Origin of the sequence: Pandoraea bronchicola, assembly GCF_902459805.1 — a bacterium.
Taxonomy (GTDB): domain Bacteria; phylum Pseudomonadota; class Gammaproteobacteria; order Burkholderiales; family Burkholderiaceae; genus Pandoraea; species Pandoraea bronchicola.
Map to the genome: position 1 here is coordinate 404015 of NZ_CABPST010000001.1, position 12172 is coordinate 416186.

At 63.9% G+C, this 12172-nt stretch carries 13 protein-coding genes; 1 reads left to right on the plus strand and 12 read right to left on the minus strand.

The genetic code is table 11. The features are described from left to right. Window positions 1-77: 77 nt before the first annotated feature. The 6 genes from PBR20603_RS01815 to PBR20603_RS01840 form a co-directional block, all read right to left on the minus strand. On the minus strand, window positions 78-857 hold the full coding sequence (locus tag PBR20603_RS01815) for an IclR family transcriptional regulator (RefSeq protein ID WP_150557829.1): 780 nt from the start codon (window positions 855-857) through the stop codon (window positions 78-80). Then, window positions 857-1741 (minus strand): N-formylglutamate amidohydrolase, encoded by an 885-nt coding sequence (locus PBR20603_RS01820; protein ID WP_150557830.1) that lies wholly within the window; start codon window positions 1739-1741, stop codon window positions 857-859. The genes PBR20603_RS01815 and PBR20603_RS01820 overlap by 1 nt, the downstream gene beginning before the upstream one ends. A gap of 425 nt (window positions 1742-2166) precedes the next feature. Then, complete coding sequence (gene lipA / locus PBR20603_RS01825; RefSeq protein ID WP_246174327.1) at window positions 2167-3177, minus strand: lipoyl synthase; 1011 nt, start codon at window positions 3175-3177, stop codon at window positions 2167-2169. A 23-nt stretch (window positions 3178-3200) separates the two neighbouring features. Further along, window positions 3201-3908 carry a lipoyl(octanoyl) transferase LipB gene (gene lipB / locus PBR20603_RS01830; RefSeq protein ID WP_150557831.1) on the minus strand — a complete coding sequence of 236 codons (708 nt, stop codon included), beginning with the start codon at window positions 3906-3908 and terminating at the stop codon, window positions 3201-3203. A 115-nt stretch (window positions 3909-4023) separates the two neighbouring features. Continuing rightward, a complete protein-coding gene (locus tag PBR20603_RS01835) occupies window positions 4024-4974 on the minus strand; it encodes a DMT family transporter (RefSeq protein WP_150557832.1) in 951 nt (316 codons plus the stop codon). 187 nt (window positions 4975-5161) lie between these two features. Then, complete coding sequence (locus PBR20603_RS01840; protein WP_150557833.1) at window positions 5162-5494, minus strand: DUF2917 domain-containing protein; 333 nt, start codon at window positions 5492-5494, stop codon at window positions 5162-5164. A gap of 100 nt (window positions 5495-5594) precedes the next feature. Here PBR20603_RS01840 and PBR20603_RS01845 point away from each other — a divergent pair, with 100 nt between their 5' ends. Then, window positions 5595-6635 carry a transcriptional regulator GcvA gene (locus tag PBR20603_RS01845; protein WP_150557834.1) on the plus strand — a complete coding sequence of 347 codons (1041 nt, stop codon included), beginning with the start codon at window positions 5595-5597 and terminating at the stop codon, window positions 6633-6635. A 45-nt stretch (window positions 6636-6680) separates the two neighbouring features. On the opposite strand, the gene PBR20603_RS01850 is transcribed toward PBR20603_RS01845, so the two are convergent. The 6 genes from PBR20603_RS01850 to PBR20603_RS01875 form a co-directional block, all read right to left on the minus strand. Beyond that, window positions 6681-6953, minus strand: a complete 273-nt coding sequence (locus PBR20603_RS01850; RefSeq protein WP_150557835.1) for a DUF493 family protein — start codon at window positions 6951-6953, stop codon at window positions 6681-6683. Beyond that, on the minus strand, window positions 6950-7798 hold the full coding sequence (locus PBR20603_RS01855) for a D-amino acid aminotransferase (protein ID WP_150557836.1): 849 nt from the start codon (window positions 7796-7798) through the stop codon (window positions 6950-6952). The genes PBR20603_RS01850 and PBR20603_RS01855 overlap by 4 nt, the downstream gene beginning before the upstream one ends. A gap of 179 nt (window positions 7799-7977) precedes the next feature. Continuing rightward, window positions 7978-9165, minus strand: coding sequence for a D-alanyl-D-alanine carboxypeptidase family protein (locus PBR20603_RS01860; protein ID WP_150557837.1), 1188 nt, complete (start codon window positions 9163-9165; stop codon window positions 7978-7980). A gap of 252 nt (window positions 9166-9417) precedes the next feature. Further along, window positions 9418-10047, minus strand: a complete 630-nt coding sequence (locus PBR20603_RS01865; protein WP_150557838.1) for an alpha/beta hydrolase — start codon at window positions 10045-10047, stop codon at window positions 9418-9420. 100 nt (window positions 10048-10147) lie between these two features. Beyond that, window positions 10148-10477 (minus strand): (2Fe-2S) ferredoxin domain-containing protein, encoded by a 330-nt coding sequence (locus PBR20603_RS01870; RefSeq protein WP_150557839.1) that lies wholly within the window; start codon window positions 10475-10477, stop codon window positions 10148-10150. Between the two features lie 198 nt (window positions 10478-10675). Beyond that, window positions 10676-12166 (minus strand): MFS transporter, encoded by a 1491-nt coding sequence (locus PBR20603_RS01875; RefSeq protein WP_174977744.1) that lies wholly within the window; start codon window positions 12164-12166, stop codon window positions 10676-10678. Window positions 12167-12172: the final 6 nt, after the last annotated feature.

Genomic DNA, 12172 nt, shown 5'->3' on the forward strand with positions numbered 1-12172 from the left:
GGAACCTCTCTCGAGTGCGTCCGCCAGCGCGACGGCGAACGCACCTCGAGCAACAACGGCCGGCGACCGGCGGCGCGTCAGGCCGACAGTGCTTCGGGCACAGGAATCTGATAGCCGAGCGCAGCGGATATCTCGGCGGCGCAGGCCGACAGACGCGACGAAATGTCGGGCAGCAGCGCTCGCGTCATGCGTGACGACGGGCCGGAGGCGGACAGCGACGCGATCACTTCGCCAGACGCGTCGCGCACCGGCACCGCGACCGACACGGCTTCCGGCGCGAGTTCGCCAAAGCTCACCGCACAGTCCTGACGACGCACGTTGAGCAACTCCGCCGCCAGTTCGTCGCGCTCGATGAGCGTGCCCGCCGTGAAGCGCTTGCGCGGACGGCCCAGCACCTGTGCGCGAACGTCGTCGGAGGCGAACGCCAGCAGCACGCGACCCGACGCCCCCACATACAAGGGACGACGGTTGCCGACCACGCCATGCACGCGCAATTCGTGCGTCGATTCGACCCGCGCCACGCACAACGACTCGAGGCCATCGCGCACGCGAAGCTGGATATTCTCGTTGAGCGCACGACTGAGCGCCTGAAGATGACGATGCGCGACCTTCACGAGGTTGACCTGCTCATGCCCCGCCACACCAAGCACCAGCGCCTGTGCGCCGAGCACGTAGGTGACAGGACTGCCCTCGCGGACCACCCAGCGGTGCTGCTCGAGCGTGGCCAGCAGGCGAAATGCACGCGACTTGTTCAGGCCGGCGCGCTGCGCCAGTTCCGTCACACCCAGGCCGGGGCACTCCCCGACCAGCGACAGCAGCGTAAGCGCCGTGTCGACTGAAGCGACTGTGTAGTCCATCAAACGTCCTCGCTATGTTGTTCGGCATAAGCGGCGAGCGCCGCCGCGAATTCGCCAAGTTGCGCTTGCAGCACCGAGAAGCCGTCGTGCTTCTCGCCGCGCGATTCATTCAGGTAAAGCGCCTGGTTCAGCTCGATCTGCACACTGTGGCGACGTTCGGCGGGGCGTCCGAAGTGGCGCACCAGATCCTCGCGGCCTTCGTGATATCCCGGCGTGTTGTACGCGACGCGATAGCCCAGTCGCGTGAACTCGGCAATGATCCAGCGCGAGAACGCCGGATCGGCCGTGGTGCCACCGCTGTCGCTGACACGCACATCCGCCCGCAAGATGCCCGCATCGGGGTCGAGCGCGCTGCCGCGTGAGCGCATCGAATGGCAATCCAGATGCCAGACCACGCCATGCCGGCGCCAGGCGGCGTCGAGCGCATCGCGCAGCGCATGGCGGTACGGCCGGTAATAGTCGTGAATGCGTCGCTCGACTTCGGCGACCGACAGACGCCGGTCGTAGAGCGGCACATTCGGCGCGGCAAACCGGTGCAGCAGCCCGACACCGCGCTCGCTGCATGCCTGCGGACGCGCATCGTGCGGCCACAGACTCGCGAGCAACTCGGGATCGATGTCGTGCTCGGCCCGGTTCGGGTCAATATAGGCGCGCGGGAAGAGCGCGGCGACGAGCGTCGCGCCGTGATGCGTGGCCACCGACCACAACTCGTCGACATAGGCATCGCCACACGCGAGGATCGCCGCCGTCGGGGCGATGCTGTCGAAGTCCGCCGGAAACACATGACCGCTATGCGGTGCGTCGATCACGAGAGGCAAACCCCTCCCCAGGCCCCCTTGTGGCGCTTCCACAAAATATCGGCCCTCGGTGACCTGACGGGACATGCCATCTCCTTGCGCGCATCCGGAACTTCCCTCCGTCAGTCGCCATGACGGGGGTGATGTTTTGCCAAGCAAAACAAGGTTTCAATATTCTGAAACAACGAGGGAGCGCACACAAGGTAAGGGTTGTTACAACATATTTCGTGGCGAGCGAGGTGGGCTTCGACGGGCCGGCAAGTCAGTTCAGCGACGTTCATCGCAGATGGCAACACGTTTGCGCCTAGTTACCCGCGCAAAGGCGTTTGCACCGGCCGTATTACGTATCGAACCGGGCGCCGGTTGTGACGCGGCGTAATCCGCACGTCATCGTCCGCTCGGTCTGAGTGCGCCTTGTGCGGGCGCGAAAACTCGCGCGCCCAAACAAAAACGCGGACCGTCTTTCGACGGCCCGCGTTCTGTGTCTGACGACGAGGTAAGGCTTTCGCGAATCAGATGGCGTCGGCCACACCCGCTTCATGCGCCTGAACGTCGGCGTGATAGCTCGAGCGCACCATTGCGCCAACGGCAGCGTGCGTGAAGCCCATCTTGTTGGCTTCTTCCTCGAACATCTTGAACGTGTCCGGCGTCACGTAGCGACGCACCGGCAGGTGGTGTTCCGACGGCTGGAGGTACTGGCCGATCGTGAGCATGTCGACGTTGTGCGCCCGCAGATCGCGCATCACTTCGAGAATTTCTTCGTCCGTCTCGCCCAGACCGACCATCAGGCCCGACTTCGTCGCAACGTCCGGATGCTTCGCCTTGAACTCCTTGAGCAGGGTCAGCGAGTGCTGGTAGTCCGAGCCCGGGCGGGCCTCCTTGTACAGGCGCGGCACCGTCTCGAGGTTGTGGTTCATCACGTCGGGCGGCGCGGCATTGAGAATGCCCAGTGCGCGATCGAGACGCGCGCGGAAGTCCGGCGTCAGGATTTCGATGCGGGTTTGCGGCGACAGCTCGCGCACGTGACGGATGCAATCGACAAAGTGCTGGGCACCGCCGTCGCGCAGGTCGTCGCGATCCACGCTCGTGATCACCACGTACTTCAGGCGCATCGCCGCAATGGTCTTCGCGAGGTTGAGCGGCTCATCGGCGTCGAGCGGGTCCGGGCGGCCGTGGCCCACGTCGCAGAACGGGCAGCGGCGCGTGCACTTGTCGCCCATGATCATGAACGTGGCCGTGCCCTTGCCAAAGCACTCGCCGATGTTCGGGCAGCTCGCCTCTTCACACACCGTGTGCAGGTTGTGCTCGCGCAGGATCTGCTTGATCTCGTAGAAACGCGACGTGTGGGTCGCCGCCTTCACGCGAATCCAGTCCGGCTTCTTCAGACGCTCGATCGGTACGATCTTGATCGGAATACGCGCCGTCTTGGCTTGCGACTTTTGCTTGGCAGTGGCGTCGTAATCGCCGTCGATCGTGCGAACTTCCTTGTTCGCGGTGTCGTTCTGATTCACGGTGGTGGTCATGATGGGGCTTTCCAGACGTCCAATCAGGCGGCGGCGTTTGCACCGGCGGCCGGGTCGGCCTGCGGCGCGGCTTCGGCCGTCGCGGTGTGCTGTTCGAGATGATGACCGAGTTGCTGCGCCAGTCGCGCGGCCACTTCGTCCCAGCGGGGGGCCACGCCGAGCGTGGCCATGTCTACGGTTTGCAAACCGGCGTAACCGCACGGATTGATCCAGTCGAACGGCCGCAGATCCATCGCGACGTTCAGAGAGACGCCGTGATAACTGCAACCGTTGCGGATTTTCAACCCGAGTGCGGCGATTTTCGCGCCGGCATGCGCTGCGGCGCCGTCGCCCGGACTCACATAGATCCCCGGCGCGCCGGCCCGGCGCTCAACGTCGAGATTATACGCTCCAAGGGTGTCGATCACCGCCTGCTCGATCAAACGCACCATTTCCCGCACCCCCAGCTTTCGCCGGCGCAGATCCACGAGCAGGTAAATGACGACCTGTCCGGGGCCGTGGTACGTAATCTGGCCGCCGCGGTCGACTTTGACGAGCGGAATACCGGTGTTGGCAACCAGCAGGTGGGCGGGATCGCCGGCGAGTCCCAGCGTATAGACAGGCGGATGCTGGACGATCCAGAGTTGGTCGGGGCCGTGCGGGCCGCGCGTGTCGGTGTACGCACGCATGGCGTCGAACGATGTGGCGTAGTCTTCGGTGCCGCGCCAGCACACTTCGATCGGGGAGGTCATGCACGCAATTTTAGCGAAACCGGGGCAGTCTTGCTCGACGCCGCTCGCCTCGCCCGTCACCGGCCGGTGTTGCCCGGCCGCAACGGCCGGCCCGGCTTGCGCCCCGCTGCCGGCGTCAGCTCACCTTCTTCAAAGGCGCCGTGCCGAGACCTCGGGCGTACCCGCCGGCGGCCAGCAGGATCATGACACCGCCGAGCCACTGCGTCGGATGCAACACAATACCGAACGCCAGAAAGTCGACGGCGACCGCAACAACGGGGTAGACGAAGCCGAACACGGCAAGGCTCGAAGTCGACGCCTTCTGGAAAGCACCGTACAGCAACAGATACATGAACGTCGTGTGGAACAGACCCAGCGTCACGACAGCACCGATCTGGCGCGGCGCGGCGGGCAGATGATGGAAGTCCGCCATCCACACAAAGACTACGGCCCCGATGACCATATGCAGCGCCGCGATGATCTCGGGACGGATCGTCCCGGCCAGCCGCTTCGTGAAGAGCGTGGTCGCGGCATAAAGCGATGCGGCGGCCAGCGCACTCGCGACGCCGACCAGATATCCCGCGCCATGAACACCGCCCGGCTCAGCCAGGATCACCAGCCCGGCGAACGCGACACCGAGGCAGCCGAGCGTGGCCAGCGACGGCCGCTCCCGCGTGACGATCACACTCGCCAACACAAGCAGGAACGGCTGCACGTTGTAGACAACGGTCGTAATGCCCACCGACGTCAACCGGTAGGCCGTGAACAGGAAATACCAGTTCGAGACGAGCGTAATGGCGCCGAGCGTGACGTTCACGACCTGCCAGCGGGTCATGCGCAAGCCGCGCCAATACCCCCGGTATGCACACCAGGCGCACAGACTAGCCGCGCCGATCAGGCAACGGAAGAAAACGACATTGAGCGCCGGTTGATCCGACATCAGCACAAAGAAGCCGATCGTGCCCGAGATCACCATTGCGGCGATCATCAGCAAACGGCCAAGACGTTCGTCGGCCTGGGGGTGGCGAAGTGCGGCGGAGTCCGGCTGGACGGAAGGCATGGGGGCCGGGCGGGAGGCTTCGGTCATCGGGAAACGACTTCTCTTGTTTTGACGCGTTATCGAGATATTCTCAGGTCGATTATTGTGCGTCTTGTTGTGAATTCCATTAACACGTAGCGGGTACCGGCATCCGCCCCGTGAAACGCAACACGCGCCCTATGACGTTCGCCGCCAGAGAGCGCGTGGGTATTGACGGGCCGACGTCCGGGTTCAGTCAGGCGGCGGCAGTGCAGGAGTTCGCTTCGCGGGCGGCGCGGCGTCCGGCGAGCCACTTGCGCAGCACGCGGGCCAACGGGAAACGGCGGCTCACTTCACGCTCCAGTTGGGCTTCCGCCACACTGTCGGACGATACCCAGTAACGGCGTCCCGGCTCGACGGCAAGGCGCTGGCCGGGCATCAGCCAGTAATCGCGTGGATCCCCTGCGCGCGTCACCCAGACTGCCGAGCCGCGGGCAACAAGCGTATGCTCGTGGTGCAGGTCGAGGGTGACCACTTCGCCCGGACGAATTCCGTAGAAGTACTGCACCTTTGTCAAATTGTTTTGCATTTTACGACCCCCACTCAGTGCGAGACAATGACTGAATCATAGGGACTGCCAAGCGCTTCACCAAACGACATATTTTCACGGCCTTGCGAATAAAGCTCACATGGATCTTCGGAGACTTCCCAACCTGAGCGCCTTGCGCGCCTTCGAGGCGGCTGCCCGTCTTGAGAGCTTCTCGCGTGCGGCCGAGGAGTTGTTCGTGACGCATGGCGCCATCAGCCACCAGATCCGCGCGCTGGAGCAGGAACTGGGCACAACGCTCTTCACCCGAAATGGCAAGCGCATCAGCATTACGCCGGCGGGACGACAGTACGCTGCCTCCATCCGCACCGCGCTCGGCGACATCGCCCAGGCGACGCGCAAGTTGCAGGCGGGCACGCGCAGCGAGCGACGGCTGGTGCTGACCACCATGCCGTCGTTTGCGAGCCGGTGGCTGACCCCACGCATCGGCCGCTTCATCGACCGGCATCCGGAGCTGGAAGTGGAATTGCGGTGCAGCGCACAGCTCACCGACTTCGAGCGCGACGACGTGGACATCGCCCTTCGCATGGGCAAAGGCAACTGGCCCGGGCTGCACATCGAGAAGGTGCTCGACGATGTGTTCTTCCCCGCGTGCAGTCCCTCCTACAACGACGGGCATGTGCCACAGACGGCGGAGGAATTCCGTCGCAGCACGTTGCTGCGCTCGGAAGGCGAGCCGTGGGTGCCGTGGTTCGCCGCGGCGGGCTTCGATCTACCCGAGCCGACGCAGGGCATGATGTACGAAGATTCGGGGATGCTGTCGCAGGCAGCCATCGTCGGCCAGGGCGTAGCCCTCGTGCGCCGGTCGCTGGCGGTGGGCGACATCATGGCCGGACGCCTCGTGCGGCTGTCCGACGTCGATACGCCATGCGAGTGGGATTACTACTTCGTCTGTCCGCCCGCAGTGCTGGCGACGCAGCGCGTTCAGGCGTTCAGAACGTGGTTTCTGGAGGAATTGAAGGCGTTCGAGTCGGTGAAGCATATGCAGCGCCGCCCGACACAGCCGAGTCCCGCGGCGTTGGCGGCCGGCATGGCCGCCACGGCGGGCGAGATGACGACGGACGCGCAGTTGGGACTGGACCCAACCCTGACGCCCGACGACGGCGCACCGACGCATGCGTGAAGCGTGTGCGTTCCCCGCACCCGCTTCGCATGCTGCACGCCCGATTTACAGCACGACCTTGACCATCGGGTGGCCGGTCAGCGCGCGATAGATATCGTCGAGGTGCGCCTTCGAGTGAGCGCGCACCGTGACGGTCAGCCCGAGATACTTGCCCGTGCTGGACGGGCGCATTTCCACTGTCGCCGCGTCGAATTCCGCATCGAACTCCCGCAGCAACGCCACGATGGCATCCGCAAATCCGTCCTGCGTCGTTCCCATCACCTTGATGGGGAAATCGCACGGAAACTCGAGCAGACTTTCCTTCTTTTCCGTCGTCATAGTGCCTCCTTGGCGCGTTGATAAGCCGCGTACAGCGCGCGGAAAACGGGGCCCGGCTTGCCATCGCCCACCGGCTTGCCGTCAAGCGTGACGACGGCGAGCACTTCCTTCGTGGCCGACGTGATGAGCAGTTCGTCGGCATTGCGGACTTCCGCTTCGCTCACAACGCGCTCATGGAACGGAATACCGCATTCCAGCGCGAAACTCTCGAGCACACCGTAACGAATGCCTTCGAGGATTCGATTATCGCGCGGCGGTGCGAACATCTCACCGCCCTTGACGACCCACACGTTGCTCGACGACGCCTCGGTCAGACTGCCATCGCGGAACTGGATCGTCTCCTGAACGTCGTGATCGGCAGCGTATTGCGCCATCAGCACGTTGCCCAGCAGCGACGTCGACTTGATGTGGCAGTTCAGCCAGCGGCGATCCTCATGCGTAACCGCTCCTACCCCGCCCTCCACCTTCTCGCGGCTGGGCAGCGTAAGCGGCGTCGCAATCCCGAACACCGTGGGCGTAATGTCCTTCGGGAAGGTGTGCTGACGCGGCGCCACGCCACGCGTGACCTGCACGTAGACGCTGTGCGGATCGGCGGAACAGGTGGCTGACAGGCGTGCGAAGAGCGCCTCCCATTCGGTGCGCGTGTACGGATTGGCGATGCGGATCTCGGCAAGACTGCGCTCGAGGCGCTCGAGATGCTGCGTCAGACGGAACGGCTTGCCGTGATAGACGGGCACGACTTCGTAAATGCCGTCGCCGAAGAGGAAACCGCGATCGAGTACGGAGATTTTGGCGTCGCTGAGCGGAATCAGGTCGCCATTTAGCCAGATGGTGGGGTTATCCATGTTTGCAAGGTGCGCGCCAGATGCGCGGCGAAAGGAAAAAACGCGCCCACCGGGCGCGCCTTTGCATTGCAGCAGGCCCGCACCGCGAGCCTGCCAGACCGGACACCGGATCAACGCATGCGGTAATGCTACGCGTTTTGCCAGCGCACGTCCCGCGACCGGGACGCCACAGCCAATCGTTACTTCTTCACGAACATCAGACGCAGGGCATCCCAGGCGCGGCCGATGAAGCTGGCCTGCGGCACATCGGCGAGCGCCACGACCGGGAATTCGGCCAGTTGCTTGCCGTCGGCCATGACCTTGACGGTGCCGACCGGCGCGCCATTGGCCAGCGGCGCAATCAGCGGCTCACGCAATTCGAGCTGCGGCTTGATCTTGTCCGCCATGCCCTTCGGCACGGTGATGAAAGTGTCCTTCTTCACGCCGATCTTCAGCTCGCTTTCCTTGCCCTTCCATACCTTGGGCGTGGCCACGACCTGATTCGCGCCATACACGCGCAGCGTGTCGAAGTTCTGGTAGCCGTAGTTCAGTGCCGAGAGGCTGTCCTGCACACGGGCGCGCTCGGTGGGTTCGCCCACGACCACCGACAGCACGCGGCGGTTCACGCCGGGCGCGCCCGGCATCGGGCGCGACGCCGTCGACACGAGGCAGTAGCCCGCTTCCTTCGTGTGGCCGGTCTTCAGCCCATCGACCGTCGGGTCGAGATACAGCAGGCGGTTACGGTTCGGCTGGCGGATGTTGTTATAGGTGAAGCTCTTCTCCGAGTAGATCTTGTAGTACTCGGGGAAGTCTTGAATCATGTGCGTCGACAGCGCGGCGATGTCGGCCACCGTCGTGTAGTGCTGCGGGTCGGTCAGACCGTCGACGTTCGTGTAATGGGTGTTCTTCAGGCCCATGCGCTGCGCCGCGCGGTTCATCAGCTCGACGAAGCCCGGCTGCGAGCCACCCACGAGTTCGGCGAGTGCGATGGAGGCATCGTTACCCGACTGGATGATCATGCCGTAGACCAGATCGTGCACCGAGACCGGCTTGCCGGCTTCGATGAACGTGCGCGATTCGTCACGGCCCACCTTGCGAACCGATTCACCCGGAATGACGGTCTGATCCATCGAAATGCGCTTGTCGCGCAGGGCTTCGAAGATCAGGTACGACGTCATGATCTTCGTGAGCGAAGCCGGCTCTACGCGCGCATCGGGGTCACCGGCGGCAAGCACCTGACCGCTGGTGACGTCGACGATCGTCCATGCCTTGGCCGTCATCGGCGGCGGCGGAATCTGTTGAGCACGGGCGGGAAGTGCAGCAAGCGAGCCGCAAGCGACGATCGCCGCGGCAGCGGCAGCACGGGACAGCGAAGCGTTGAATTTCATTGGCGAAGAGGGAAACGATGTGAGACTCAGGGGCATCTGCACTGAAAGAAGCGCCATGCCACCGGCGCTTTGGCAAACGCGCGGCACGGCGAAGAAGACAGCGGCACCGTAGCGCCGGTGCCATGCCTGTCCGGGACATAGACCCGGCACGGCACGACATGGTTCAGAAGCGAATTATACCCGCCGCGATTTCACGTCCCCAGTGCGGCGGCCCGGAGCGGCCGAAATTGGCCGAAATTCGTGCGGGGTGTGTCAATGACGCCACGCGTCGACCACGATCTGTTTCAGCAGGGGCAACAGGCCGTGGAAGAAGTGTTCGCCGCCGGGGATGACGACCACAGGCAGCGTCTGCGGCCGCGCCCAATCCAGCACCGATTGCAGCGGCACGGTGTCGTCCACTTCGCCGTGAATGACGAGCGTGTCGGCCGGCACCGTCGCGACTTCCCAGTTGCTCGCGGCCGTGCCCACGAACACCAGACGCTGCGCAGGCGTACCCGCCGCCTCAAGCGTCTTCGCGACATGCGAGAGTACGAACGTGCCGAACGAAAACCCGGCGAGGGCGAGCGGCAACGTCTCCCAGCCTGATTGCCGGCGCATCCAGTCGATCACGGCGAGCAGATCGTCGCGCTCACCGATCCCCTTATCGTGCTCACCCGCCGACTTGCCGACGCCGCGGAAATTCGGACGCACCACGGCGTAGCCGAGCTGGACGAACGCGCGGGCGAGCGTCTGCGCGACCTTGTTGTCGAGCGTGCCGCCGAACAGCGGATGCGGGTGCGCCACAAGGGTGATGCCGCGCGGTGCGCCGGCCGGACGGTCGATGGCGATTTCGATGGCGCCGACCGGGCCGTCGATGGTGAAGCGTTCAGTCTGAGCGTTCATGAGCGATGTCGGGCTGACGTGCGGCGGCGCAAAACGCGACGCGCAAGGCAGCAAACCAGTGAATCGGTGAATCGGTGAATCGGTGAATTGTCCGCCGGGATCAGTCGATCAGCAGACGCTCGACGATCTCGCCTTGCGCCAGATGCTTCTCGACGATCTCGTCGATATCGGATTCGTCGATATAGGTGTACCAGGTCCCTTCGGGATAGATCACCACAACAGGTCCCTGCTCGCAGCGATCGAGGCACCCGGCCTTGTTCACCCGCACCTTGCCGGGACCGGCCAGGCCAAGTTCCTTGACCTTCTTCTTCGCGTACTCCTGCATCGACTGAGCGTTGCAGTTGGCGCACGAAGGCCGGTCGGCGCCGGGTTCGCGCTGATTCAGGCAGAAAAACACGTGATGCTGGTAGTACGGCGACTGAGTGGCCATGTCGGTGCTTTGGGGAGTGGCAACGTATTGCGGGCCATTCTAACCGACCTGCCCGGACGCTGCGGACGCGGGATCCACAGGGGGCCTCACACCACACGTCACGCATGCGCAAATGCAGTATCCGGGACGGGCAGGCCGACGCGGCCGAAGGCTCGCCGCCCCGTCTCACTGTCGACCCGTCGCCCTGTCACGCAGCGCTCAGCGCAGACGCCGCTGCACCGCCATGAACACGGCACAAAATGCGGCCAGACACGCGAAGCCGAAGAACACGTTCACGCACGCCAGCACGAGCGCTTGTTGTGACGCCAGATTGCCGACCCATGCCGAAGCCATGTGCGACGCGGTCGTCGCGTCGACGCTCGCGCCGAACGCCTGCTGTGCCTGGGAAATGGCGGCGTTGTACGCCGGATTGAGCGGCGTCATCGACGGCGTGAGCTGATGCATGAAGACCGCTTGCCGGTCCTGCATCAGCACAGCCATGATGGACACCGACATCGAACTCACCAACTGACGCACGATGTTCTTGGTCTGATAGCCGTGCTGGAAGACGTACTCGTCCATGCCGCGAAACGTCAGCTCGGCAATCGGAATCATGGCGAATACCCCGCCCAGTCCGCTCAGCACCATCGGCAGAATCAGCCACTGGCTCGACACGCCCGGATAGCTTTGCGAGAGCAGGAAGGCGTAGCCAAGCAGACACAGATAACCGAGCAAAACGAACGGCTTGAGCTGCACGAATTTCGGTCGCGCCAAGGTGTACATCACGGCCACGACGAGACTCGTCACCGACGCCACCGCCTGAAGATAGCCGGTATGCTCCACGCTCCAGTTCAGCCCCTGTTGCATGTAGATCGGGAACAGATACGACGTGGAATAGGAGAAGAAGTAATACACGGCGTAGCCGCCCAACCCGAGCACATAAGCCGGATTACGCACCAGCACGCGGAAATCGATCAGCGGCTTGTGATGCGAGTATTGATGCCACATGTAACCGATTGCGCAGATCGCGCCGACCAGACACAGTTCGAGCAGATGCAGCGGATCGGAGAAGAAGTCGAAGCGCGAGCGCTGCATCATGACTTCGACGAACAGCACGCCTGCGGCGAAGAACACGATGCCGCGCATCTCGAACTCGCCTTCGTCGCGCAAACGCTCGCGAAAATCCGGAATGACGAGCCATGAGGCAAGCGCGCCGGCGAGCGCGATCGGCACAACGGCAAAGAACACCGACGACCACAGAAAATGGTCGACGAGATAGCTCGCGAGCAATGGCGCTGAGATCTGTCCGCCGAAGAAGCCATAGGTGAAGAAGAGCAACGCCCGTAGCCGCAATTCCGGCGCGAAACACAGGTTGATGAGAATCCGGCTGGCGGTGAATAGCGATCCCGCGCCAAGACCGAGTACGAAGCGCGCGACGGCGAGCTCATTCGGCGTGTGCGCCATGCCACACAACCATGCACCGAACGCCATGAGCGTGAGCGCGCCCGCGAGGAACGTGCGATAGCCGAGGCGGGCCGCCAGCCAGCGCTGCTTGAGAATGACGAGAATCCCCGCCACGGCGTAGAGCGTGGAGACGAATGCGTACTCTTCGGGCGCGGCGCCGACGCCGCCCGCGATATGCGACGACGCGAACACGAACATGCCGTTCTCCAGCATTTCGATGCCCGTGGCGGCAGCGATCACGGCCATCAGCAC